At 43.1% G+C, this 24,797-nt stretch carries 24 protein-coding genes, 1 tRNA gene and 2 pseudogenes; 3 read left to right on the forward strand and 24 right to left on the reverse strand.

Features of this window, described 5'->3' with window-relative positions:
* Nucleotides 1–135 precede the first annotated feature (135 nt).
* Entirely contained in the window at nt 136–816 is a 681-nt protein-coding gene (queC, locus tag ACJMKR_RS08800; RefSeq protein ID WP_423062732.1) for a 7-cyano-7-deazaguanine synthase QueC, read from the forward strand.
* Nucleotides 817–835: 19 nt separating this feature from the next.
* Here the strand turns inward: queC and nusB are convergent, their stop codons facing one another.
* From nusB to ACJMKR_RS08830, 6 genes are all read right to left on the reverse strand, one after another.
* On the reverse strand, nt 836–1,252 hold the full coding sequence (nusB, locus tag ACJMKR_RS08805; RefSeq protein ID WP_423062733.1) for a transcription antitermination factor NusB: 417 nt from the start codon (nt 1,250–1,252) through the stop codon (nt 836–838).
* Nucleotides 1,242–1,715 carry a transcriptional regulator NrdR gene (nrdR, locus tag ACJMKR_RS08810; protein WP_423062734.1) on the reverse strand — a complete coding sequence of 158 codons (474 nt, stop codon included), beginning with the start codon at nt 1,713–1,715 and terminating at the stop codon, nt 1,242–1,244. The genes nusB and nrdR overlap by 11 nt, the downstream gene beginning before the upstream one ends.
* A gap of 46 nt (nt 1,716–1,761) precedes the next feature.
* A complete protein-coding gene (glyA, locus tag ACJMKR_RS08815; RefSeq protein ID WP_423062735.1) occupies nt 1,762–3,030 on the reverse strand; it encodes a serine hydroxymethyltransferase in 1,269 nt (422 codons plus the stop codon).
* Between the two features lie 87 nt (nt 3,031–3,117).
* Nucleotides 3,118–4,470: a DNA repair protein RadA gene (gene radA, locus ACJMKR_RS08820; protein WP_423062736.1), complete on the reverse strand. Its 1,353-nt coding sequence runs from the start codon at nt 4,468–4,470 to the stop codon at nt 3,118–3,120.
* Nucleotides 4,471–4,474: 4 nt separating this feature from the next.
* Nucleotides 4,475–5,497 (reverse strand): porphobilinogen synthase, encoded by a 1,023-nt coding sequence (hemB, locus tag ACJMKR_RS08825; protein ID WP_423062737.1) that lies wholly within the window; start codon nt 5,495–5,497, stop codon nt 4,475–4,477.
* A gap of 53 nt (nt 5,498–5,550) precedes the next feature.
* Nucleotides 5,551–6,003: an RT0821/Lpp0805 family surface protein gene (locus tag ACJMKR_RS08830; protein ID WP_423062738.1), complete on the reverse strand. Its 453-nt coding sequence runs from the start codon at nt 6,001–6,003 to the stop codon at nt 5,551–5,553.
* 188 nt (nt 6,004–6,191) lie between these two features.
* On the opposite strand from ACJMKR_RS08830, the gene ACJMKR_RS08835 reads away from it, so the two are divergent.
* Entirely contained in the window at nt 6,192–6,329 is a 138-nt protein-coding gene (locus ACJMKR_RS08835) for an Mpo1-like protein (RefSeq protein ID WP_423062739.1), read from the forward strand.
* A 6-nt stretch (nt 6,330–6,335) separates the two neighbouring features.
* Here the strand turns inward: ACJMKR_RS08835 and ACJMKR_RS08840 are convergent.
* Together ACJMKR_RS08840 and ACJMKR_RS08845 are read right to left on the reverse strand one after the other, a co-directional pair.
* Nucleotides 6,336–7,030 (reverse strand): annotated as a pseudogene (locus tag ACJMKR_RS08840) (IS1 family transposase); the annotation flags it as partial.
* 3 nt (nt 7,031–7,033) lie between these two features.
* Nucleotides 7,034–7,087: pseudogene (locus ACJMKR_RS08845) on the reverse strand (hypothetical protein); the annotation flags it as partial.
* A 201-nt stretch (nt 7,088–7,288) separates the two neighbouring features.
* Between ACJMKR_RS08845 and ACJMKR_RS08850 the strand changes: the two are divergent.
* Nucleotides 7,289–7,570: an Mpo1-like protein gene (locus ACJMKR_RS08850; protein ID WP_423062740.1), complete on the forward strand. Its 282-nt coding sequence runs from the start codon at nt 7,289–7,291 to the stop codon at nt 7,568–7,570.
* A gap of 6 nt (nt 7,571–7,576) precedes the next feature.
* Here ACJMKR_RS08850 and ACJMKR_RS08855 read toward each other — a convergent pair whose 3' ends face one another.
* From ACJMKR_RS08855 to nuoG, 16 genes are all read right to left on the reverse strand, one after another.
* Nucleotides 7,577–8,359, reverse strand: coding sequence for a formyltransferase family protein (locus ACJMKR_RS08855; RefSeq protein WP_423062741.1), 783 nt, complete (start codon nt 8,357–8,359; stop codon nt 7,577–7,579).
* Nucleotides 8,360–8,370: 11 nt separating this feature from the next.
* Complete coding sequence (gene truB, locus ACJMKR_RS08860; protein ID WP_423062742.1) at nt 8,371–9,285, reverse strand: tRNA pseudouridine(55) synthase TruB; 915 nt, start codon at nt 9,283–9,285, stop codon at nt 8,371–8,373.
* Nucleotides 9,266–9,661 carry a 30S ribosome-binding factor RbfA gene (gene rbfA, locus ACJMKR_RS08865; RefSeq protein ID WP_423062743.1) on the reverse strand — a complete coding sequence of 132 codons (396 nt, stop codon included), beginning with the start codon at nt 9,659–9,661 and terminating at the stop codon, nt 9,266–9,268. The genes truB and rbfA overlap by 20 nt, the downstream gene beginning before the upstream one ends.
* Before the next feature lie 6 nt (nt 9,662–9,667).
* Nucleotides 9,668–12,085, reverse strand: coding sequence for a translation initiation factor IF-2 (infB, locus tag ACJMKR_RS08870; protein ID WP_423062744.1), 2,418 nt, complete (start codon nt 12,083–12,085; stop codon nt 9,668–9,670).
* A 14-nt stretch (nt 12,086–12,099) separates the two neighbouring features.
* On the reverse strand, nt 12,100–13,605 hold the full coding sequence (gene nusA, locus ACJMKR_RS08875; RefSeq protein ID WP_423062745.1) for a transcription termination factor NusA: 1,506 nt from the start codon (nt 13,603–13,605) through the stop codon (nt 12,100–12,102).
* Between the two features lie 30 nt (nt 13,606–13,635).
* The gene (gene rimP / locus ACJMKR_RS08880) at nt 13,636–14,109 is read right to left on the reverse strand and encodes a ribosome maturation factor RimP (protein ID WP_423064224.1); all 474 of its coding nucleotides are present in this window, start codon (nt 14,107–14,109) and stop codon (nt 13,636–13,638) included.
* Between the two features lie 46 nt (nt 14,110–14,155).
* Nucleotides 14,156–14,232, reverse strand: a tRNA-Met gene (locus ACJMKR_RS08885).
* Between the two features lie 125 nt (nt 14,233–14,357).
* Nucleotides 14,358–14,843 carry a DM13 domain-containing protein gene (locus ACJMKR_RS08890; protein ID WP_423062746.1) on the reverse strand — a complete coding sequence of 162 codons (486 nt, stop codon included), beginning with the start codon at nt 14,841–14,843 and terminating at the stop codon, nt 14,358–14,360.
* Nucleotides 14,844–14,866: 23 nt separating this feature from the next.
* Entirely contained in the window at nt 14,867–16,315 is a 1,449-nt protein-coding gene (gene nuoN / locus ACJMKR_RS08895) for an NADH-quinone oxidoreductase subunit NuoN (protein WP_423062747.1), read from the reverse strand.
* A 79-nt stretch (nt 16,316–16,394) separates the two neighbouring features.
* On the reverse strand, nt 16,395–17,912 hold the full coding sequence (locus ACJMKR_RS08900) for a complex I subunit 4 family protein (RefSeq protein ID WP_423062748.1): 1,518 nt from the start codon (nt 17,910–17,912) through the stop codon (nt 16,395–16,397).
* A 1-nt stretch (nt 17,913) separates the two neighbouring features.
* The gene (gene nuoL / locus ACJMKR_RS08905; RefSeq protein ID WP_423062749.1) at nt 17,914–19,881 is read right to left on the reverse strand and encodes an NADH-quinone oxidoreductase subunit L; all 1,968 of its coding nucleotides are present in this window, start codon (nt 19,879–19,881) and stop codon (nt 17,914–17,916) included.
* Nucleotides 19,882–19,950: 69 nt separating this feature from the next.
* Nucleotides 19,951–20,256 (reverse strand): NADH-quinone oxidoreductase subunit NuoK, encoded by a 306-nt coding sequence (gene nuoK / locus ACJMKR_RS08910; RefSeq protein WP_423062750.1) that lies wholly within the window; start codon nt 20,254–20,256, stop codon nt 19,951–19,953.
* Nucleotides 20,253–20,858, reverse strand: coding sequence for an NADH-quinone oxidoreductase subunit J (locus ACJMKR_RS08915; RefSeq protein ID WP_423062751.1), 606 nt, complete (start codon nt 20,856–20,858; stop codon nt 20,253–20,255). The genes nuoK and ACJMKR_RS08915 overlap by 4 nt, the downstream gene beginning before the upstream one ends.
* Before the next feature lie 13 nt (nt 20,859–20,871).
* Nucleotides 20,872–21,363, reverse strand: coding sequence for an NADH-quinone oxidoreductase subunit NuoI (nuoI, locus tag ACJMKR_RS08920; RefSeq protein WP_423064225.1), 492 nt, complete (start codon nt 21,361–21,363; stop codon nt 20,872–20,874).
* A gap of 2 nt (nt 21,364–21,365) precedes the next feature.
* Entirely contained in the window at nt 21,366–22,391 is a 1,026-nt protein-coding gene (gene nuoH, locus ACJMKR_RS08925; protein ID WP_423062752.1) for an NADH-quinone oxidoreductase subunit NuoH, read from the reverse strand.
* On the reverse strand, nt 22,391–24,763 hold the full coding sequence (gene nuoG / locus ACJMKR_RS08930) for an NADH-quinone oxidoreductase subunit NuoG (protein WP_423062753.1): 2,373 nt from the start codon (nt 24,761–24,763) through the stop codon (nt 22,391–22,393). The genes nuoH and nuoG overlap by 1 nt, the downstream gene beginning before the upstream one ends.
* Between the last annotated feature and the right edge of the window lie 34 nt (nt 24,764–24,797).

Here is a 24,797-nt window from a genome sequence, read left to right on the forward strand (position 1 = left end):
AATTTAACACGGCTGAGTGTTCAACTATTTTTTTATTGTCAATAATCTATAGATGCATTTATGAAAAAACAGGTAACAGCAATGAATAACACTGTATTTCACTTTAACACTGCTTGTTATAAGATATCAGACAATATGAATAGCAAAGCAATTATTCTTGTTTCGGGCGGCATTGACTCCGCAACATCTTTAGCCATTGCCAAACATGACGGTTATGACTGTTATGCATTGACGTTCGATTACGGTCAACGTCAACGCATTGAATTACGTGCCGCTGAAAACGTCGCTCAATCTATTGGCGTTAAAGAGCATCGGATTTTTAATTTGCCCATTGGACAATTTGGCGGCTCCGCATTAACCGATACTCAAATAGATGTGCCCCATCATAATCATTCACACTATAACGATATCCCGATTACTTATGTACCCGCACGAAATACAATTTTTCTGGCAGTCGCATTAGGATGGGCAGAGGCTTTAGACGCCCAACACATTTTTATCGGTGTCAGCGCTGTTGACTCCCCTGATTACCCCGACTGCCGTCCGGAATACATGCAAGCGTTTCAAGCCATGGCTGACCTAGCCACCAAAAAGGTTATAGAAGGCGGCACAATTAAAATTCATACCCCTCTTATTCAGTTAGATAAAGCTCAAACCATAAAGCTTGGCACGAGTTTGGGTGTTGACTACAGCATCACAGTGACTTGCTATAAACCCACATCCGAAGGTGAGGCATGTGGACAATGCACTAGCTGCGTTCTACGAATGAAAGGGTTTCAAGCAGCGGGAATCAACGATCCGACGTTATATGTGTAGAGTGACTTGTTCATGTTATTTAGGAACGAATTTTTGGAGCAATCGCATCTAATACGCCATTAACGTATTTATACCCTTCTTTGGCACCAAACTCTTTCGTTAACTCCAATGCTTCGTTAATCACAACTTTATAGGGAATATCTTTACAATGCACGAGTTCATAAACGGCCAAACGTAGTATCGATAACTCCACCGGGTTTAAGTTTTTTATTCCACGATCTAAGCGCGTAATCATCAATTCATCGATCATGGCGATGTGTTGAATCGTCCCGGTTACTAAATCTTTAAAATAAACCATATCCACCTCATGATGATCGGCTTCTTCGGTAAATTGACGGATTATTTCTTCGGGGTTTGTCTCATTGAAATACCATTGATAAAGCGCTTGAACGGCATAACGTCTTGCATTATGGCGTGATAAATTTTTAGTTGTCATCGTTTTTTCTTTGTTGATTTTGCAAGCGCTGTATTTCTTCATGAAATGCATTCACGTCTTGAAAACTGCGATAGACAGAAGCGAAACGCACATAAGCCACTTCATCCAACGCACGCAATTCATCCATCACTAACTCACCCAAAAATTGCGAATTGACTTCACGCTCACCTGTAGCACGCAATTTATGCATAATACTGTCTATAGCTGCCTCAATTTGATCTGTATCGATTGGTCGTTTCTCCAGCGCTTTCAGCAAGCCAGCACGCAATTTTTCAGGATCAAATGCACTACGACGACCATCTCTTTTGATGATTCGTGGGAGATTTAACTCTGCCGTTTCATACGTTGTAAAGCGCTCTCCACATTGAAGACATTCACGGCGCCTTCGCACCTGAGAACCCTCATCATTTAAACGTGAGTCGATAACTTTGGTATCTTCAGCATCACAAAATGGACAAAACATATTTATTCCATACTTTTTAGAAAGAAACGGCGAAAACTTGTATTGACTATCTCAAAATTTCTTCTTTCGTGTAGACCGGAAATCGACGACATAGTTCAACTGTTTTTTGTTTGATATCGGTGATCACCAAGTCGTTGTGTATATCATCTAAAATATCACAAATCCAATTAGCTAATAAGGTGACTTCCCTTTCTTGAAGCCCTCGCGTTGTAACAGCCGGCGTGCCGATGCGTAACCCACTCGTCACGAAAGGTGAACGCACCTCACCAGGAACCGTATTTTTATTCACTGTAATGTTAGCCTGGCCTAAAGCCTCTTCTGCATCTTTTCCTGAAATGTCTTTATCGATAAGGCTCACTAAAAACATGTGGTTTTCAGTACCACCCGAAACAACAGCATAATTTCGCTCCATCACAACTTTCGCCATAGTTTTTGCATTTTTAATCACTTGTTTTTGATACTCGATAAATTCAGGTTGCATCGCTTCTTTTAGAGCCAAGGCCTTCGCCGCAATAACATGCATCAGTGGCCCACCTTGAGTTCCTGGAAAGATGGCTGAATTGAGCCGTTTTTCCAACTCCGGGTTTGAGCGCGCCAAAATCAAACCTGCACGTGGACCCCGTAATGTTTTATGCGTAGTGGTGGTCGTCACATCGGCGATATTAACGGGAGAAGGATATAATCCCGCCGCAACCAATCCTGCAATATGAGCCATATCGACCATGAAATAAGCATTCACCTCATCGGCAATTTCACGGAATCGCTGCCAATCGACGATACCGGAATACGCCGAAAATCCAGCTAAAATCACTTTGGGCCGATGTTCTTCAGCCAACAACGCGGCTTGATCATAATCGATGATGCCTTCGTTGTTAAGTCCGTAATGATAAGCATTGTAAAGTTTGCCGGAAAAATTCACTTTAGCACCATGAGTCAAGTGGCCACCGTTGGATAGATCCATACCGAGCAATGTATCACCCGGCTGCATCATGGCCATGTAAGCCGCTGCGTTGGCTTGGGAGCCTGAATGGGGCTGCACATTTGCGTAATCCGCCTTGAACAGGACTTTCGCACGATCGATAGCTAATTGCTCCACAATGTCCACAAACTCACAACCACCGTAGTAACGTTTGCGGGGATAGCCTTCGGCGTATTTATTGGTCAGAACAGACCCTTGTAGCTCGAGCACTCGTGGACTGACATAGTTTTCAGAGGCGATTAATTCAACATGGTCCTCTTGGCGCTGCTCTTCACCTTGAACCGCCGCCCAAACCTCGGGGTCAAAGCTTTCAATACTTTCATCGCGATCAAACATAGTGGAAATCCTCTTCAGCCGGCATAAAGACCGCATTTTACATGAGATATCAGTCCGATACCATTTATCGATTTCAACTGAAATTCTTTATTCACTTAATGCCTGTTGCAAACGCTCAACAGCAATCACTTCGATATCGGTAGATATTGACTTCGGCGCATTGGCCTTTGGTACAATGGCTCTTTTAAAACCATGCTTTTTTGCTTCTTTTAATCGTTCTTGCCCACCCGAAACCGGACGAATCTCACCAGCTAAACCGACTTCGCCAAACACCACTAAATCTGATGGCAACGGTTTATTACGCAAACTAGATAGTACCGATAAAACAATCGCTAAATCCGCACCCGTTTCAACAACACGCAAACCACCCACTACATTCACGAAAACATCTTGATCGTAAGTCGCCACACCACCATGCCGATGCAAGGTCGCGAGTAACATGGATAAACGATTGTGATCTAAACCTACAGTCACACGACGTGGATTAGCTAAATGACTCTCGTCCACCAACGCTTGCACTTCAACCAATAAAGGGCGACTGCCTTCCCAGGTCACCATCACGACACTGCCGGAAACCGGTGCCTCATAGTGCGATAAAAATATCGCGGACGGATTGTTGACTTGCTTTAATCCTTTATCGGTCATCGCAAAAACACCGATTTCATTAATCGCGCCAAAGCGATTTTTAACGGCACGAATGACCCGATATTTACTATCATTTCTGCCTTCGAAATACAAAACCGCATCAACCATGTGTTCTAAAACACGCGGCCCAGCAATGGAGCCTTCTTTGGTGACATGGCCCACTAAAAATAAAGCCGTTCCACTTTGTTTCGCATATTGTACCAATTGGGCTGCACTTTCACGCACTTGCCCCACCCCACCGGGTGCCGACTGTACCAATTCCGTATAAACCGTTTGAACCGAATCGATCACCATCACTTGAGGCTTGTATTGTTGTGCTAACGCAATAATGCGCTCTACATTAGTTTCTGCTAACAATGTTAATTTATCGCGTGCCAATCCTAATCGTTCCGCACGCAAAGCAATTTGTTGTAAGGATTCTTCACCCGTGACATACAACGGACGATAATTTTTGGAAAGTTGGCTCAAGATTTGCAATAAAACGGTGGATTTTCCAACGCCCGGATCGCCGCCGATTAACACAACCGAATCGGACACTAAACCGCCACCCAGCACATGATCGAATTCCGCCAAACCTGTCGCCAATCGCGCTTGTGCCTGCATTTGCACATCGGCAAGTAATGTCATTGCGGATTCTGTACCAGCATAACCACTCGATCGACGATGGGAAGATTTGGAAACAGCGACTTCTTCAACAATGGTATTCCATTTTCCACATTCGCTGCACTGTCCCTGCCATTTTGAATATTGCGAACCGCAATGCTGGCAGGCATAAATGGTTTTGGTCTTAACCATGTTGCTAATCCTTAACTCCTAATGCAGCTACGTCCTTTGCAAAATAGGTAATAATAAAATCGGCACCTGCCCGTTTGATCGCTAATAAACTCTCTAATACCACTGTTTTTTCGTCCAACCAACCATTAGCCGCAGCCGCTTTAATCATCGCAAATTCACCACTGACGTGGTAGGCACCTAACGGCACCGACGGGAATTTTTGCTTGATGCGATAAATAATATCTAAATAAGTATGCGCCGGTTTTACCATTAACATGTCAGCACCTTCAGCGACGTCAAGCTCGGCTTCACGCAAACTCACGGCAGCATTTGCCGGATTCATTTGGTAAGATCGCCGATCACCAAATTGTGGCGCACCTTCGGCTGCCTCGCGAAACGGCCCATAAAATCCTGAGGCATATTTGACGGCATAACTTAAGATAGGAATATCTGTAAACCCGTGCTGGTCTAAGCCGTAACGAATCGCTTTTACCATACCATCCATCATGCCACTCGGCGCAATTACATCGGCACCCGCTTTTGCTAAACTCACAGCTTGTGCAACTAATAACGATAAGGTTTGATCGTTATCAACCGAGTAATTACCCTTTTTTTCGATGACAACACCACAGTGCCCATGATCGGTATATTCGCAAAAACACAAATCGGCGATGATTAATAAATCTGAAGATAGGGATTTAATTTTCTCGATTGCTTGCTGTACTACTCCATCGGCTGTCAATGATGCAGAACCCAAGCCATCTTTATTCGTTGGAATGCCAAATAAAATAACAGCAGGAATGCGTGCCGCTTCGATCGATTTAATTTCTTCGTCTAATTGATCAACGCTCAACTGATAATGCCCCGGCATAGAAACAATAGGCGTTTTAATATTTTTACCTGCTTTAATAAACAAAGGGAGCACAAGATCTTTGACAGACAAACGATGTTCGGTAATTAATTCACGTAATTGATGGTGATGACGTAAGCGTCGCATTCGAACATTGGGAGTGGGAACTTTAATTGTGCTAATGTCATCAACTATCATTTGTATTTACTCAAAATGGCTTCTCCCCTATTTGGGGAGAAGTTTAAAGTATTTTACTTGACGATTTTCCAACTACCATCAGGTTGACGACACGCAGTGCCATAGGCGTTTTGTGTACGATCACCAATTTGGACTTTCGTACGATATTCACGACAATATCGCCCTTGATGATGGTAATTTTTAACAGGCGTTACTGTGTAATGTACATTATGGCTGTTAGTCCATTGCGCTTGACTGCCAACAGGTGTTGTTGTCACTGCTTGTGCCATACGCGCCCTGTCATTAGCATCCATTTTTTTACCCACAAAGTTACCGATAACACCACCAGCCAAGGCGCCACCTAAAATACCAATCCAAGCACCTGAACCGTGGAAAAGAGCCGCACCGAGTAAACCTCCGGCCGCGGTACCCGCAATTGTCGAGCCAGGAATGTTGTTACCTGGAGTACAACCCACAAGCCCTGCGGCAAGCACTGCGGTTGCTCCTATTGTTGCGATTTTTCTCATTGTCTTTCTCTTTTAGTTAAAAAATATCGTTATTTTACAGCAAGCTAGAAGAATTTCATTGTTGCAAGGCAACATCATGGTACCTCGCTTACGCATGCTGAGCAATATCTGATCTTAATTTTAGAGATTGAACCCTAAGGAAAGCAAGCTATAATTGAAGTTAACACATCTGTTAGGGAGAATTACGCATGAAATCGCTTGCTAAACAGTTAGCTGAATATCGCCAACAACACACCACCCCCACCAACAAACTCTTTCATTATATCGGAATTCCAGCTATTGTAATCGGTGCTTTGTTATTACTGGTGGTGCCTCATTTTTGTTGATGGCATCTAAATAACCCTCCCAAACTCGTGCCTATTGATAAATAATCCGATGACAATGTCGTGCAATTTATCCAGTTTAGAAAAGCAAATCGTCTTTCTCGCTAATCGCTTTATTCGTGTGCGCAACGTGAGATGCTTTCGTTCAATCGCTTGGGTATTTTGCTTTCCCACCAAATGTTTTGATTGAGGCAGGTGTCTTTCATAAGCACCCCAATCATCTGTATAGTAAAAGTTGATATCAAATGAGCTCAGTTTTTCTTTCAGTGCTTTAAATGCTGAATCTTTTCTTGGACCAAAATGATAAGCTAACACCTCATGTGTATGGTGATCAATCGCATGCCAAAGCCAACGTTGATTCTGTTTATTTCGAACAAAACTCCACATTTCATCCAGCTCCGCTTCTTCAACTTGTACAACATTAACAGTAACAGACGCACCAAGTGATTCTTTTTCCTTTAAAAGTCGTGTATTGACGCTCTCCAAACCTTCACCCTTTTTTTTAATTCACCAATAACAGTGTTAATGCTAATACGTAAAACGCCTGCAGTATCTCTGACGCCACTACCATTCATTGCCATATCAACTATTTTATCTTTAACACCAGGGGCACGAGCATTATGTGTGTAATCTAGAAGAAATGTATTTTTCTCACAAGCATTATTTTTACATTGAAACCTTTGCTTTCCTGTACTGCTGACGCCAAATTTTACAACCTCATGTAAACAGCAGCAGGGGCAAGCAACATTGATTCTTGCCATTCATGCAATCCTTATCCTAATGATTTTCTGAAATAGCAAAATATATCACATCAACAAAAATGAGGCACTACCTTATTACTAAACTGGGTTTGGGTTTCTTTTGCCGGCCATTGGAATATTACGTTTGCTTGGCTCGCAGTCATCGCACTGCTTATTTATTATTATTTTTTAGATATCAAATTAGCCGTTGTGATGACCGTCGTGTTAGTGATTTTAAACCTCATTTGCTTTTGGATCGCTTATCCCAGACCTACGACCGCAAATTTAATTGTATTTCTTATCTTATTTATCGGCGGATGGGTGTTGCAATTCATCGGTCATGCCTTTGAAAAAGCAAAACCGGCTTTCTTAGCCAATATTTCTCAAGTTCTCATCGCACCGATATTTGTCGTTGCGGAATTTATACAGTTGTTAGGACTCGGCCGCTATTTTGATTTGGAGGCACCCGCCGCTAAGCAGCCTGGCGATAAAGAGAAAAAGTAGTCTTTTTCAATATAGCGTTTCGTCTTCACAAAGCTGTGAGAAAAAGTTTGATATTTCGTTATCGGTGTTGTTTATTTTGCTTAAAATGGATTTAGTCTCTTTAGGAGCGTGCCTTACGCCGATCCTCAATAAATCCATCCAATTAACATTATTCCCGCGTCTTGCTTGCTCGATCGCATCAATGATCGCAAGGTCGTTCTTTACTTTTGAGGAAACTGAAGCGTCTAATTTTTCAATCGTTAACATTATATCGACATCCCACGTCTTCATTTCTTTTGGTAAATCTTTAGCTGCATGGTAAGAACCCTTGCCCCTCTGCTTTCTTGCCGAGTAATTACCAGAAATAATAGATGGAACCATCTCCATGAAAAGGGATTCTAGCTCTTTCATTAATCTTGAATACGTCAATGCAAACGTGCTTTCTTCTTTTTTAAAGTTAATATAGCGCTGCGCTATGATCGGCCCTGTATCGACACCCCCATCGATTTCATGGATTGTGACACCTGAAGGCGTATTTTCAAAAAGAGCCCAAAAATTAGGATGTGCGCCCCTATTGTAGGGAAGGTAAGCAATATGCAAATTAATGATGGGGCGTTTAGCCGTATCCATTTCATGCGGCTCTATTAGATGACGATAACCGAAGCTGATGACACAATCCCATTCACTAAAATTCGTAATTTTCTCACTACTGTGATCAACGCTATACCCTAAGTTTTCTATCTCGGCTATTAAATTTGTTTGTGTTCGATCATAGCCAATAAATAAAATTTTGGAAACTTTGTGTGTCATAATCGTTCACCTCAAAAATCAGTAATTAAACGGCGGGGAGCAACCTTACCATCACACAGTATTTCGCCGACCCCAATGAATCGACCATCTTTTTGTAAGAGTCGCAACCAACCTTGTGTAGGAGCTTTTGGAACCATGACCGCTTGGCCTTGTTTCAAGTAAAAGGCAGTATGTCTTTCTAACTCAATCGCAGGCCAATTCGCCACGGTAGATTCAAGTGGCAATAAATAATTCATTAAGGTTTGCTCATCCGTTTTTTCAAGCGTTTCCATTGAAATCATCTGATCCATGTGAAAATGACCGACCGTTAAGCGTCGCAGTTGAATAACATGCGCGCCACATCCCAAGCTTTCACCAAAATCATCAACTAAAGTACGGACGTATGTGCCTTTACTACAACGCACTTCAAAGGTGACAATATTATTGCTGTAATCCAATACATTTAATTCATAAATTTTAATCTGACGACTTTTTCGCTCAATCTCAATACCTTGACGCGCTAATTTATATAAGGGTTGACCTTTATGCTTAACTGCTGAAAACATCGATGGCACTTGCTCAATCTCACCACGAAAAGCATCGAAAGCTGAGTCAATTTGCGCTTGAGTTAATGAGGGTACATCGCGTTTCGCAATAACGTCACCCTCCTCGTCCGCTGTTGCTGTGCGAATACCTAATTTTGCTTTGACATAGTAACTTTTGTCAGCATCCAACAAATATTGCGAAAATTTTGTTGCCTCGCCAAAACAAATGGGCAACATACCACTGGCTAACGGATCTAGACTGCCCGTATGCCCTGCTTTTTTAGCATAAAACAATCGTTTTACTAGCTGCAGTGCTCTATTAGACGTAATACCCGTTGGTTTATCTAGCAGCAAAACACCATTGACACTTCGTTTCACTTTTTTATTTGCGGTCTGACTCATCTTCCTCACCGTCTTGATGTAGCTTCGTGTCTTCGTCGATAGCTTTATCGATCAAAGCCGACATTCGTGAGCCACGCTCAATAGACTCATCGTAAATAAAACGTAGCTGCGGCACGTAGCGCAGTTCTGTCGCATCCGCCAAAAGATGACGCAGATACCCTGACGCTTTCGATAGGGCTTTTTCAACGCCCTTGAGATTATCTGTGTTTAACACGGTGTAAAATACTGTTGCCTGACGAAGGTCCGGTGATACATCAACCGCAGTTAAAGAAAAATCTTTGAGTCTTGGATCATTGATTTCTTTTAACAGAATGCGAGCTAGTTGATGCTGAATGAGATCAGCGACTCGTCTTGCGCGTGTGGTTGATTTCGGCATAGCAAATCAAAGCTCCCGTTTCACTTGAACCTTTTCATATGCTTCAATTTGGTCACCCACTTTTACATCATTATAATTTTTCACGCCGATACCACATTCCATACCGTTTCGAACTTCACTCGCATCCTCTTTAAATCGACGCAATGATTCCAATTCGCCTTCGTAAATAACCACATTATCACGCAATACACGAATAGGTAGATTTCGACGCATGACACCTTCAACGACCATACAGCCTGCGATCGCACCCAGTTTTGAAGATCGAAATACTTCACGCACCTGAGCCAGACCCACAATTTTTTCTTGGTATTCTGGTGCCAATAATCCGCTAAGCGCTGCTTTCACTTCATCGATTAGGTCGTAAATAATGCTGTAATAACGTAAATCCACACCCTCTTTTTCAACTAATGATCGCGTTGAAGCATCGGCACGCACGTTAAATCCAATGACAACAGCATTAGACGCAATCGCTAAATTGACATCGGACTCGGTAATGCCTCCTACACCACTGGCAATAATGTTAACCTTGACTTCGTCGGTAGAAAGCTTTGCTAACGCTTCCATAATCGCTTCTGCAGAACCTTGCACATCGGCTTTTAGCACAATGTTTAAGACGCTTTGTTGGCCTTCGCCCATTTGATCAAAAATACTTTCCAATTTCGCCGTTTGTTGTTTGGCTAAACGCACTTCACGATATTTTCCTTGACGGAATTGAGCAATTTCACGTGCCTTACGTTCATTTTTCACAACGAATGCTTTATCACCAGCTACCGGAGTTCCCGATAATCCTAGTATTTCAACAGGAATTGAAGGGCCTGCAACATCTGTTGGGTTACCATCGTCACCGATCATGGCGCGCACACGACCATATTCACGACCCGCCAATAAGATATCACCTTTATGCAACTTACCGGATGTGACTAATATCGTTGCAACAGGGCCACGACCTTTATCTAGGCGCGATTCAATGACCATGCCTTGAGCGGGACCTTGATCAACCGCTTTTAGTTCCAACACTTCTGCTTGCAGCAAAATTCTTTCGAGTAAATCATCGACACCATCACCAGTTTTCGCTGAGATACTTTGGAACATAGTGTCACCACCCCAATCTTCAGGAATCACCTCGTATTTTGACAATTCGTTTTTGATACGATCAGGATCGGCCTCCGGCTTATCTATTTTATTAATGGCAACAACGATAGGCACTTCCGCTGCACGAGCATGTTGAATCGCCTCAATAGTTTGAGGCATGACGCTATCATCTGCAGCGACAACTAACACAACAATATCCGTACATTTCGCACCACGTGCACGCATTGCCGTAAATGCTTCGTGACCCGGTGTATCTAGAAAAGTAATCATGCCCTTATCGGTATCGACGTGGTATGCGCCGATATGTTGCGTAATACCACCGGCTTCCGTACTCGTGACTTTGGTTCGACGAATGTAGTCAAGTAAGGATGTTTTACCGTGATCCACGTGTCCCATGATTGTTACTACAGGAGCTCGAGAAACTGGCTCACCTTGTGACTCTTCAACAATCATCAGATCTTCTTCGATAGCATCGGATTTCGTCAATTTTGGTTTATGGCCCATTTCCTCAACAACGATAGCTGCCGTGTCTTGATCAATCATTTGATTGATCGTCACCATAGCACCCATACCCATCATTATTTTAATCACTTCGGCGGCTTTGACCGACATCTTTGAGGCTAAATCCGCAACGGTAATATTTTCAGGAATGGCTACTTCACGCACCACAGGTTGAGTCGGCTTTGCAAAACCATGCTCTAAACTCACAGAGGGAGCTTCCGGCCTCGTCGTCTTTTTTCTTTTACGACGCGCATCACCAGCGTGCTTTGTCATATGAAGCTCTTTGCGCTCCAGCATTTCCTCTCTTCGAGAATGTGTACGAGAATCTCGACGTGGACCCCGTCTTGAAGAAGATTGGGTGTCATCATCGGCGGCTGGCGGCGGAGCAGTTTTTGATTTTACCTTTGCTTTTTCTTTTTCTTTTGTCGCTACTGCTGTTTCTACTGTGGGCTCCGGTTGTTTTGCTGTTTCTTCCACAACTGGCGTTTCAGTAATTTCAGGCTCTTTTTCTTCTACAGATGGTTTTTCTTCAACAATGGGCGGCTTAACATAGGTCCGCTTTTCCCGAACTTCAACGTTAACCTTTTTTTTGCCTTGTGTAACAACGACGGTGGTTTTTTTGCGTTTGAGTGTAATCTTAGAGCGTTTTTTAGCAGACTCATCGACACCGTGACTTTGTTTGAGATGCATTAACAGCTTGCGTTTTTCTTCATCGCTGATAGTTTGATCCACGTCAGATACAGCGACACCTGCACCTTTTAGCTGTTCTAAAAGACGCTCAGGTGTCGTTCGCACCAATTTAGCGAGTTGTTTAATACTGACATCAGCCATTTATGCCCTCTTAATTATTTTTCTTCTTCTTCGGCAAACCAATGCGCACGAGCCGCCATAATCAATTTTGCAGCAGCCTCTTCATCCATTTCAACGATATCACACAACTCATCGACGGATTGCTCCGCTAAGTCATCACGTGTCACAACGCCTTTGCTTGCTAATTTTCGCGCTAACTGTTGTGTCATACCTTCTACTTCTAATAAATCATCCGCTGGTTTCACATCACCGAGCTCTTCTTCGCTTGCGATCTCTTGTGTTAACAATACATCACTAGCACGTCGTTGTAACTCAGCAGCAATTTCTTCATCAAATCCTTCGACCGCTTGCATTTCTTCTGCTGGCACATAGGCAATTTCTTCCAAGCTCGTAAAACCTTCTTGAATGAGCGCTTCTGCGACGTCTTCATCAACATCCAATTTTTCCATGAATAACGCTTTAATTTTATGCGATTCGCTTTCATGCTTAGAAGCCATATCGGTCTCGGTCATGACATTAAGTGTCCAACCCGTAAGATCACTGGCCAAGCGAACATTTTGACCACTTCGGCCAATCGCTTGTGATAATTGATCTTCATTCACAGCCAAATCCATGGTGTGTGTTTCTTCATCTACGACAATCGATGCCACTTCTGCTGGCGCCATTGCGTTGATAACTAGTTGTGCTGGGTTATCATCCCATAATACAATATCGATGCGCTCACCGTTTAATTCATTTGACACTGCCTGAACACGGGAACCTCGCATACCCACACATGCACCAATCGGATCGATTCGACCATCGTTTGTTTTGACAGCAATTTTCGCGCGAGAGCCAGGATCGCGGGCAGCGCCTTTTATCTCGATGACTTCTTCACCAATTTCGGGCACTTCAATCTTGAACAATTCAATTAAAAATTCAGGGCGCGTACGGCTCACTAATAGTTGTGGTCCACGACGCTCTTCACGCACCTCATATAAATAACCACGCAGACGATCATTCACACGAAACGCTTCGCGCGGAATCATTTCTTCACGCATCAATAGCGCTTCGGCATTCTCACCCATGTCTAAAACAATACTGTCACGCGTTACGCGTTTGACAACACCGATAATCAATTCACCGACGTGTTTTTCATACTGTTTAACAATCTTTGCACGCTCTGCTTCACGTACCTTCTGTACAATGACTTGTTTAGCTTGCTGAGCTGCGATACGTCCAAATTCAGGAGATTCGATAGTTTCTTCCACGGCATCGCCGACATTGAGCTCGGAATCAATTTCTTTAGCTTTACTCAATAGTATTTGTTGCGCAGGCAATTCCAGTGGCTCATCACTGTCTTCGACAACCACCCAACGACGAAAGGTCTGATAATCGCCTGTATCGCGATTGATCGCGACTCGGATAGAGACATCTTCTTCGTAGCGCTTCGCAGCAACGGTTGCCAAAGCGATCTCGATTGCTTCGAAGATCACCTCTTTCGCAAGACCTCGCTCATTGGACATGGAGTCCACAACTAATAAAATGTCACTCTTTTTCATTTCAATTACCTCAAAGGTCCTTAACTAAAGTCAGGAGCGCTTTTCGCGATTAGCGAAATCCGCAGTCAGTTTTGCCTTATCTATTTCGCTTAAATCCAATTCAAGCGATCCCTCATCTAGTTGAAGGATGATTTTTTCACCTTCAACCGCCTTAATTACCCCTTTATAATTGCGCTGCCCCTCGCGCGGTATCCGCAGACGAAGCTTAACACCTCGTCCAATATATTGCTGGTAGTGATTCAAGGCAAACAAGGGCCTCTCGATACCTGGTGACGAAACTTCCAGGTCATAACTACCGCTGATCAGATCTTCTACGTCTAATATGGCACTGATTTGCCTGCTAATTTTAGCACAATCATCCAAGGTCACACCCTCTGGACGATCGACATAAACACGCAATAGGCTATGGCGATGTCGGCTGTGCAGCTCACATCCAACCAACTCGTAGCCCAAACTCTCAACTGTGGGCGCCAATAAGCGCTGTAATTGCTCGGTTTTAATCATCACGCTTCAAAAAAAATAGGGCTTAAAAGCCCCGTTATGACAATTATGGTAGCGGGGGTAGGATTTGAACCTACGACCTTCGGGTTATGAGCCCGACGAGCTGCCAGACTGCTCCACCCCGCATCGACGACGATACATGGTATAGAGAAATGGACCAAAACACAAGCCATCTTAGCATAGATAACCACTTTTCAAGCTAGAAGGGCCCATTAGGGCCCTTCTTTAAAAAAAATATATGCAGAATAAAATTATTGCTGTTTCAAATTCGCTGACGAAATCAACTGTCGGAAAGAGACACACCACACAACGACCGATTTTATCTTGCTAAAATCGATATCTGATGGCACTTGATAGACTTGACTACCACTAAAGCTCTTCAGCATGCCAAGATCGTAATTTTTAGCAGTTTGAAACGCCCGTTTTGTTGTAATGTTAGCTGACTCAGACAAGTAAATATGAAACGCAGGCCCCGGACCCACTTCAAAATTTTTATTTAGAAAGACTTCGTATTTCGAACCATCTTTATAGATCGTGACATTTCCCTTACCATAATGCACTCGATCAAATCCAATAAAACTTCCTTTGGCCACAATCATTTTACTCGCCATATTTACGATTTGCTCATTCACTTGTGGAGGTGGAAATAAAAAAGGATAAAAAATTACTGTTAATGCAACACCAATAATAAATCCAATTACCAAAGTCACAAAGCTGATAAGCCATGTTTTTTTCATTGACGTACTCCTTATTTTAACTACTAAAAAGCTAGATGCGATAACGCAAATAACCAACCGGGAAATATACCAATTGCCAAAACAGCCAGACAATTTATCGTTATGGCAATTTTTAAATCGAGCGTGTAATGAATGGGTTCTGGGATTTTTTCCAGACGTTCGAAAAACATCACCTTCACCACACGAATATAATAGTAGGCACCCACAATCGCGAATAATACAGCCACCACCGCCAACCAAACAAAGTGCGCCATGATTAACGCTTCTAACACGCCCACTTTAGCAATGAATCCTACTAACGGTGGTACACCCGCTAATGAAAACATCATTAACATCATTAAAAATGCTAACCATGGATTCCGATTACCTAAGCCAGCAAGGTCTTTTAGATCTTCGGCCTCAAAGCCTGCCTTGCTCATTAAAATCAACATGCCAAATGACCCTAACGTCATGATAGCATAAGTGATCGTGTAAAACATCGCCGCGGCATAACCGCGTTGCGTCGCACAAAGAATACCTAATAACATATAACCCATGTGTGCAATAGAAGAATACGCTAACAGTCGTTTAACATTTGTTTGTACGATTGCTGCAAAATTTCCGATACCCATCGATAAAATAGCAATGACAATTAATAATTCCTGCCATTGGATATGCAATCCGGGTAATGCATCGACCAGCAATCGAATGATCATTGCAAATCCTGCAATTTTTGGGGCAGTGGAAATAAACAGCGTAACGGATGTTGGCGCGCCATCATACACATCGGGTATCCACATATGAAACGGTGCTGCACCTATTTTAAAAGCCAGCCCTGCGATGATGAAAACTAAGCCAAATATGAGTATTAAATGTTGATTGGCGGGTATAGCAGCAATCACCTTAGCGATAGTAAGCATGTCTAAGCTCTTCGTAGCACCGAATATCATGGATAATCCGTAAAGCAACATGCCAGAGGCTAATGCGCCAATCACAAAATACTTCATTGCAGCTTCAACACAACGCGTTTTGTCACGCTGCATCGCAACCATGGCATATGTCGGCAGTGCTAACAATTCAACCCCCAAAAACAAGGTTAAAAGGTTATGCGAAGAAACCAAAACCATCATGCCAACCATGGACAACAATGCCAGCACGTAGAACTCACTGCGTGGAATTTTGCGATCGTCGTTGTATTGACGAGAGTAAACAAAGGTTAAAAACACTGACAAATAAATAAATATTTTCAACACCACTGCAAGTCGGTCTAAAATAAAGCTTTGACCGAATGTCGAGACCGTTTGGGCATTATCAAAGTGCGCATAGACATGCCAGGTCAACCACCCAGCGATAACTAAAGTGATTAGAGACAAATAGTAAACGATGTGTTGACGCTTAGACGCGAACGCGCCTGTCAATAATGCAATCAACGCCATCACCACAACAAACATTTCTGGAATGAGTGGAATTAAATTAGGTAATTTATCTACCATACTCGTTACTACTTGCCCCCTAAATAAAGGCCATGAAACTCACAACCTATAATATAATTAAGCGAATCTTTATTCACCCCTACAACCTCGACTGTAAACTAAGCTGCAACAAGTGCCCGATCGTTGCATGAAACACATTTAGTAGCGAATTCGGATAAACACCGATCCACACTACGGCAGCCGTTAATAAAACAAAGATAAGTGTATCGCTCATACCAATATCTTTTAATTGTGCCACCGGCTGGTTGGTAATAGCGCCAAAGAAAACGCGTTTAAACATCCACAATGTATAAGCAGCTCCGATCACCAAGGTAGATGCAGCAAAGAAAGTCACCCAAAAACTTGCTTTGAACGTGCTGAGTAAAACCATAAATTCACCCACAAAGCCAGATGTGCCTGGCAAGCCGACATTCGACATGGCAAATACCATGAAAAACGCGGCGAAATGCGGCATCGTCTTCGCAATACCGCCAAAATCTTTTATGTAACGGGTGTGCAGTTGCTCATACAACACACCGAACGCCAAGAACATCGCACCTGCGCCAAACGCGTGCGATATCATTTGTGTCATCGCCCCTTCAAGCGACAAATACGCATCCTGTACTTTACCTGTTTTTTCAACGATGACATACAGCATGAATGCACCCAAGGTCACGAATCCCATGTGCGCCACCGAAGAGTAGGCAATCAACTTTTTCATGTCGGTTTGGGCAATCGCAATAAAACCGATATACACGATAGCAACCAACGATAAAATAATCATGAGCCAATCTAAATGGCGGCTCGCATCAGGCACAATTGGCAAACTAAATCGCAGAAAACCGTACGCACCTAATTTCAGCATCAAGGCTGCTAACACAACAGAGCCACCGACGGGCGCCTCCGTATGCGCATCTGGTAACCAGGTATGCACCGGCCACATCGGCACTTTGATCGCAAAGGCAATTAAAAAGCCGACGAAAATGAGAATTTGAACGGGCATGGTGATCTTTAAATGATAGTAATCGAGAATGTAAAAACTGCCTGAATGTAAGCGCAAATAGAGCAAGGCGACTAGCAATAAAGCAGAGCCAAAAAACGTATACAAGAAAAACTTAATGGCAGCATAAGAACGTTTTTCCATACCCCAGATCCCGATACTCAAATACATCGGAATCAGCATTGCTTCCCAAAAGAAATAAAACAACATCGAATCTAAAGAGGCAAACACGCCAACGACGGCACCTTGCATCACTAAGAATGCTGCTAAATATAGACCTACCTTTTTCTTTACCATGGTCCACGATGCCAACACAATCAACATCGTAGTAAAACACGTTAACACGATCAACGGCATCGAAATACCATCGACACCTAAATCATAATCAATTTTCAAAGAAGGCACCCAAGCGAAATGCTCAGTGAACTGCATCGCTGATGTATTGCGATCAAACGCAAAATACATGATAACGCTTAACGCAAAAATAACGATCGAAATAATAAGCGCTGAAACACGTGCTTGATTGTCACGCTCGGGCTTATTGAGCAGGGCAACGGGAATGGCGCCTAAAACAGGCAACCAAATTAATGTACTGAGTATAGGGATATGTCCAAACATCTTATGCTAAAACCAACCAAATCAAAAATGCCAATAAGCCTAATATCATCACAAAAACGTAATGATATAGGTACCCTGATTGTAAACGTCGCATCAATCTCGCCACTCGATTCGCACTTCGTCCCGAACCATCAACCATGAAGTTGTCGATGAGCTTCAAATCACCAAATTTGAAAAAGAAATCAGCGAGCCTTGTACCGCCGCGAACAAAAACAAGTGAATTAAGAGCATCAAAGCCATATTGTTCGATCAGAATACGATACAAAAAGGGCAGATAACGTTTTAAGAATACTGGGATCTTCGGCGCGACAATTACCATGAACCAGGCAGACACAACACCGCCCACCGAAAACCAAAATGGGACCGTTAAGGGTGAATCATAAAACATCTGAAAGGCGCCTTTATAGCTGCTCGCCATTTCGGCCAACACATTATATTTTGGTAATACAAAAACACTGTTTCCTAAAAGACTCGGTACAGCATATAATATCGGATAGATCATAAACATGCCTAAAAACACGGCGGGAATCGCCAAACCAATCTGCGCAAAGCGCATCGACCAATGCGTTTCTTTCAGTTTTTTGCGCAAGGATTCATCCATGCGTTCTTTAGTATGAAAAGCCATGAAAAAGGCACGAAAAATATAATAGCCTGTCACAAAAGCCCCGACGAGCAAACAAATATAACCGTACTCAGAGCCTGTTAATGTGGATCGATGCACAGCATCGATGATGGAGTCTTTCGAATAAAACCCCGAAAACGGTGGAATCGCAGAAAGTGCTAACGCGCCGATTAAAAACGTCACATACGTTACCGGCAAATATTTTTTCAAATTACCCATCTTTCGTAGATCTTGCTCATGATGCATCGCGATGATCACCGAACCCGCCGACAAGAAGAGTAAGGCTTTAAAACATGCATGCGTGAGCAAATGAAAAATACCCGCTGAATAGGCTGAAACACCATCGGCCGCCATCATATAGCCCAACTGCGACATGGTGGAATACGCAATGACACGTTTAATATCAAATTCCACAAAGGCTAATAAACCGGTAAAGAGCGCACCCGTTGCTCCGATAATTAACACCATACTCAACGCCACGTGCGAAAATTCAAATAGCGGTGACATGCGTGCCACCATAAACACACCCGCCGTTACCATAGTGGCCGCGTGAATTAATGCAGAAATCGGTGTCGGACCTTCCATCGATTCAGGCAACCACACATGCAGCGGCATTTGTGCCGACTTGCCCATTGCACCAATAAACAACAAAATACAAATGACAGTGATAACAGACCAGTGCGTACCCGGGAAAATCGTGATAGTCGCGTGAAGGAGTTTATCGACCCCTGCAAAAACGGTGCGATAATCCAACGTACCAAAATTATCGAGAATGGCCGCAAGACCTAAAACAAACCCAAAGTCCCCAACACGGTTAACCAAGAATGCCTTGAGACTTCCAATGGCCGCCGATTCCTTTTGGAACCAAAAACCAATTAATAAATAAGATACCAAGCCAACACCTTCCCAACCAAAAAACAATTGGAAGAAATTGTTGGCGCTGCACAACATCAACATCATAAAGGTAAATAGCGAAACATAGCTGAAAAACCGCTCGTAACCAGGATCGTCGGCCATGTAACCAACGCTATAAATATGGACCAAAGTAGAAACAAACGTGACAATCAACATCATCAACGCGGTTAACTGATCGATCATGAAACCGACATCGAACTGAAAGCTACCGGATACACCCCACGTATAAAGTGTGCCATAGAAGCTTGCGACATCAAAAATAACCAGTTTGAAAATAGTCGCCGCACAGCTCAGTGAAAGCAGCATTAGTAGAATTGTGGACCCATGCGCGCCACGATGCCCCACGCGCTTGCCACCAATGCCCGCGATCAAACTCCCCAACAGCGGAGCAAACACAGTAACTACTGTCAAATTGCGTATTAATTCGTGCATTTAAAAAAACCCTATAAGTATCTCTCTTGCATCGCTCCCTGTCCGAACATTCAGCCCAGGCAGCGTGCCTCACCCCTTCAAAATATTCATATCGGCGACATTAATGCTGCCACGCCGACGATAGAATAACACTAAGATAGCTAGTCCAATCGCCGATTCGGCCGCTGCAACCGTCAAAATAAAAAATACAAAAATCTCACCAGATCCCACTGTGAGATACTGCGCAAATGCAATAAAATTCGTATTCACTGCGAGCAACATCACCTCAATACACATTAACAAAACGATTAAGTTCTTACGATTAATCACGATTCCGGCAAAACTCAAGCCAAATAAGATCGCTCCGATTATCAAATAATAACTTAAAGGAATCATCGCTTTTCCGCCTTCATTTTTACAACTCGTAATCGATTTTTCTTCGACGCCATCAGTTGCTTAGCAATATTCTGCGCCTTTGTGTTCGGTTTGCGACCATAAAATGCCAGGGTAATCGCTGCGATTATGGCGACTAATAATATGATCGAAGCGATTTCAAACGGCAGCAAATAATCTGTATAAAGCAGGTTCCCCATCGCCTTTACATTACTGAAATTTGCCGGCAAATGTGTCAAATGTGATGTGGCGCTCGGCAAATGTTTCGGCAATACCACCACAACCATCGTGGCGATTAACAACAACATGATAAGAATTCCAATCGGCAGGAATCGCACGAATTGCTCTCGTATTTTGGAGAGATCGATATTCAGCATCATCACCACAAACAAGAATAGTGTCATTACGGCGCCAACATAGACAAATATGAGTATCAGCGCTAAAAATTCTGCTTGCAACATCATCCACAATATCGCACTCGCAAAAAAGGCTAGCACTAAAAACAAGATAGAATGCACAGGATTGCGCGACACGATAACCATCACTGCCGCAGCAATGAGCACAATCGCAAAAATAAAAAATATAACCTGATATGTTGGAAACACTCGTTAAAAACTCCTATCTATATTTCTTATCTTTATCCAAATCCTCAGCGATCGATTTTTCATACAGATCACCAATCATCAATAATTTTTCTTTTGTTAAGATATTATCGCCTCGATCTTTAATCGCATAATGCATTTCAGGGGTCAAGACAATCGCATCAACGGGGCAAGCTTCTTGACAAAAACCACAGTTAATGCATTTGAACGCATCAATATCATACAACGTTGTGCGACGAGAGCCATCTTCTTCTCGAGGGCCCGCTTCAATTGTAATGGCGCAAGCCGGACAAACGGCTTCACACAGTTTACACGCAATGCAACGCTCTTCACCATTGGGATAACGACGCAATGCCAGCATGCCTCGAAATCGGAAAGAGCTAGGCACTTGTTCTTCGGGGTATTGTATCGTGACTTTTCGTCGAAAATAATAACGAAGCGTGAGTGCCATTCCTCTTAGCATCTCTAAGAGTAATATTTTTCTGATTAATTTCGTTATTCTATTCATCATCAAAACCAATGCGTCAAATGAAATTCTACAAAAAATCCAATCACAATAATCCATACAATGGTTATCGGTATTAACACCTTCCATCCCAAATGCATGATTTGATCGTAGCGATAGCGAGGAAATGTGGCTCTCATCCAAAAATACAAAAATATAAAAAACGAGAGCTTTAATAAAAACCAAATAATGCCAGGCACCCACGCAAACGCTTCTTGCAGACCGGGTATACCCTGGAATGGTGATAACCATCCTCCCAAAAATAGAGTCGTACCGATAGCGGAGACTAAAACCATGTTGGCATATTCGGCGAGGAAAAATAGCGCAAATGCCATACCCGAATATTCAACATGAAAACCCGCTACGATTTCAGACTCACCTTCTGCCACATCAAATGGCAATCGATTCGTTTCCGCAACAGCAGACACCCAATAGACGAAAAATAACGGCAACAACGGTAACCAAAACCAATGCCAAAATCCGCCACTTTGACGCATGACGATATCCTGTAGGTTCATGCTGCCAGCCGCCAACAAAACACCGACTAATGCAAAACCCATCGCAATCTCATAGGAAACCACTTGAGCTGCTGAGCGCAGTGCACCAAAAAACGCGTATTTCGAGTTTGATGCCCACCCAGCCACCAAAATGCCATAAACACCGAGTGAAGTCATTGCAAATAGAAATAATAATCCAGCATTTACATTAGCCAAAACCCACCCTTGATTAACAGGAATTACTGACCACGCCGCCAAGGCAGGCGCTAATGCTAAGACCGGCGCAATGATGAACAGATAGCGGTTAGAAGCGCTCGGTATGATAATTTCTTTTAATATGAGTTTCAGCGTATCGGCAATCGGTTGTGCAAAGCCGCGCGGACCCACACGGTTTGGACCAATACGCCCTTGAATGTAACCGATGATTTTACGTTCAGCGAATGTTAAAAACGCTACGATTATAAACAGTGGAATCAAGATAAAAATAATCTTAACAATGATCCAAATTAATGTGAGTATTTGTTCACCAAACACTATGCTTGCTCCAAAATTACCGCTGCTTCCGCTTGACCAAACCCTGCAGTTTCTTGCAACCCACAAGGAATTAAGACCGTGTCATCAGCCAATTTATCATTAATCACCAAAGGTAATGTCACACGGCTGTCGCCCTGAACGGCCGTGACATTACGATGTTCTTGTAAGTTTAAGGCTGCCGCTGTTTTTGCATTTAAAGCAATACTCGCGATATCACTTGCCAATGTTTCCTGAAGCGGCGCAGACCGACGCACCAAACTATTAGCGCGATACATGGGCCATGGTGCCAAACGCATCAGTTCACCTTGATGCAATTTTATCTTCGGTATTACCTGTTCGCCAGGCTGCTTAGCCGACATTTCATCCACTTGTTTTTTGATTTCATGATGGACTTCATGTACGGTTTTATAATCAAAACCGTTTAGCTCTAATAAATTACCCAAGACGCGTAGTACTTTCCATGCGGGCTTTGAATCTTCTTCTGGCAAACTAATTGCAGAAAATGATTGCCAGGTTCCTTCAACGTTAACATAAGTTCCAGCCGTACCCACATAGTTTGTGATGGGTAAAATAAAATCTGCATATTTTTCCATTTCGGCAGTTGCAAACGGCGTTAAGCACACCACAAATCTTGCATCGTTTAATGCTTTTAATGCTGCCGCCGAATACGCACAATCCAATTCGGGTTCAAAGTTTAATAAGAAATAACCACTAAGGGCATCGGTTGTTAATAGTGCTTTTGCATCCAATCCTTTTTTATCGAGCTCAGCACCCGCTGGTCCGCGATGCGGAATCGCGCCCGCCAACCAAGCACCGGCAACATTCGCTCCTTCTGTTAGTACAGCCGTTTTAGCATCACTCAGTTTTGCGATAAGTTGCACCATCGCACGAATTTCTGATGCATTTGGATGATTAAGCGCATGCTCCCCGATAAAAATACCTGCTTTTCCAGCTTTTTTGAGCGTGCTCGCAATTTCTTTGGCATGCTCGCTCGGTGTAATATCTGCTAATTCAGCAATATTCTGTTTAGCCTCTTCAGCCAATGCTTTGGCTATTTCGGCTAATGCCAAAACCATTTGCTGCGACGGCGCAATTATTTTTTGGTGCAGGTTAAAAATATAGTCGTAATCCATCGCGTTCACTGCCATGATTTTTGCTTCTTCTAAGAAAGCCTGATTCATGCGGTGACTGAGAATAGGTTGCTCAAAACGCACATTTGAGCCTACTAACAAAATTGCATTTAGATTCGGTATGTCAGCGATGGGGATGTTGGTAGACGGAAATGTAGGTGCTAATTGTTGATCCGAAAAATCCTGCTGACGAAAACGGTGATCGATATGCGGGCTGCCTAAGCTGCGCAGCAATTTTTGTAATAAGTAAAATTCTTCCACAGTAGAATTAGGTGATGCTAACGCAGCAATCTGATTAGCTCCTTCTTTTTCTACAACCGCTTTAACACAGCTTGTCACTGCTTGCAGTGCTGTCTCCCAACCTACTTCAACCCATTGAGTGCCTTTTTTCATGCGAGGTCGATAAACACGTGATTCATGATACAAACCAAAGTGACTATAACGATCACGATCACTGATCCAGTTTTCATTGATAGCGTCATTTTCACGTGGCACTGCACGCATGACTTTTCGTTGCGGTGAATATTCTTCCCAACGATTGTGAACAAACGTGTTTGTGCCAACACAATCGTGTGGGCTCACAGAAGGATGTTCACGATATTCCCAACCCCGCCCGTTATACCGAGCAGGTTTGTCGGTTAATGCGCCCACCGGACAAATATCGATGATATTGCCCGATAATTCTGATTTCAAAAAATGCTGCACGTAGGTGGTAATTTCTTCTTTTTCGCCGCGACCAATCACACCGAGTTCGCGCAACCCAGCAATTTCCTCACCAAAACGCACACAGCGCGTGCATTGAATACAACGCGTCATTTCCGTTTCGATCAGCGGGCCAATATCATCACTAAATACGGAGCGCTTGGGCTCATCATAATTCGAGCAACTTCGGCCAAATCCCATAGCAAGGTCTTGCAATTCACACTCACCACCTTGATCACAGATGGGGCAGTCTAAAGGATGATTAATGAGTAAAAATTCCATGCCCGCACGCTGCGCATCCAAAGCTTTTTTGGATTGGGTGAATACTTTCATGCCGGGTGTAACAGGAGTTGCACACGCGGGTAAAGGCTTACCTACTTTTTCAACCTCAACTAAACACATGCGACAGTTCGCTGCGATCGATAGTTTTTTGTGGTAACAAAACCGTGGAATATAAATATCCATTGCATCGGCAGCCTCGATGATCGTCGTGCCATCATCGACGATGGTTTTTTTACCATTTATCTCAATTTCAATCATTGTTAACCTTTATTTTTCCTAATCCCCAATCCTT

It is taken from the genome of Candidiatus Paracoxiella cheracis (assembly GCF_049348705.1).
GTDB lineage: Bacteria > Pseudomonadota > Gammaproteobacteria > Coxiellales > Coxiellaceae > Paracoxiella > Paracoxiella cheracis.

Excerpts from the sequence above, each read along its gene's own strand:
- queC (WP_423062732.1), top strand. The coding sequence starts at position 136 with ATGAATAGCAAAGCAATTATTCTTGTTTCGGGCGGCATTGACTCCGCA.
- nusB (WP_423062733.1), bottom strand. The coding sequence starts at position 1,252 with ATGACAACTAAAAATTTATCACGCCATAATGCAAGACGTTATGCCGTT.
- nrdR (WP_423062734.1), bottom strand. The coding sequence starts at position 1,715 with ATGTTTTGTCCATTTTGTGATGCTGAAGATACCAAAGTTATCGACTCA.
- glyA (WP_423062735.1), bottom strand. The coding sequence starts at position 3,030 with ATGTTTGATCGCGATGAAAGTATTGAAAGCTTTGACCCCGAGGTTTGG.
- radA (WP_423062736.1), bottom strand. The coding sequence starts at position 4,470 with ATGGTTAAGACCAAAACCATTTATGCCTGCCAGCATTGCGGTTCGCAA.
- hemB (WP_423062737.1), bottom strand. The coding sequence starts at position 5,497 with ATGATAGTTGATGACATTAGCACAATTAAAGTTCCCACTCCCAATGTT.
- ACJMKR_RS08830 (WP_423062738.1), bottom strand. The coding sequence starts at position 6,003 with ATGAGAAAAATCGCAACAATAGGAGCAACCGCAGTGCTTGCCGCAGGG.
- ACJMKR_RS08835 (WP_423062739.1), top strand. The coding sequence starts at position 6,192 with ATGAAATCGCTTGCTAAACAGTTAGCTGAATATCGCCAACAACACACC.
- ACJMKR_RS08855 (WP_423062741.1), bottom strand. The coding sequence starts at position 8,359 with ATGACACACAAAGTTTCCAAAATTTTATTTATTGGCTATGATCGAACA.
- truB (WP_423062742.1), bottom strand. The coding sequence starts at position 9,285 with ATGAGTCAGACCGCAAATAAAAAAGTGAAACGAAGTGTCAATGGTGTT.
- rbfA (WP_423062743.1), bottom strand. The coding sequence starts at position 9,661 with ATGCCGAAATCAACCACACGCGCAAGACGAGTCGCTGATCTCATTCAG.
- infB (WP_423062744.1), bottom strand. The coding sequence starts at position 12,085 with ATGGCTGATGTCAGTATTAAACAACTCGCTAAATTGGTGCGAACGACA.
- nusA (WP_423062745.1), bottom strand. The coding sequence starts at position 13,605 with ATGAAAAAGAGTGACATTTTATTAGTTGTGGACTCCATGTCCAATGAG.
- rimP (WP_423064224.1), bottom strand. The coding sequence starts at position 14,109 with ATGATTAAAACCGAGCAATTACAGCGCTTATTGGCGCCCACAGTTGAG.
- ACJMKR_RS08890 (WP_423062746.1), bottom strand. The coding sequence starts at position 14,843 with ATGAAAAAAACATGGCTTATCAGCTTTGTGACTTTGGTAATTGGATTT.
- nuoN (WP_423062747.1), bottom strand. The coding sequence starts at position 16,315 with ATGGTAGATAAATTACCTAATTTAATTCCACTCATTCCAGAAATGTTT.
- ACJMKR_RS08900 (WP_423062748.1), bottom strand. The coding sequence starts at position 17,912 with ATGTTTGGACATATCCCTATACTCAGTACATTAATTTGGTTGCCTGTT.
- nuoL (WP_423062749.1), bottom strand. The coding sequence starts at position 19,881 with ATGCACGAATTAATACGCAATTTGACAGTAGTTACTGTGTTTGCTCCG.
- nuoK (WP_423062750.1), bottom strand. The coding sequence starts at position 20,256 with ATGATTCCTTTAAGTTATTATTTGATAATCGGAGCGATCTTATTTGGC.
- nuoI (WP_423064225.1), bottom strand. The coding sequence starts at position 21,363 with ATGAATAGAATAACGAAATTAATCAGAAAAATATTACTCTTAGAGATG.
- nuoG (WP_423062753.1), bottom strand. The coding sequence starts at position 24,763 with ATGATTGAAATTGAGATAAATGGTAAAAAAACCATCGTCGATGATGGC.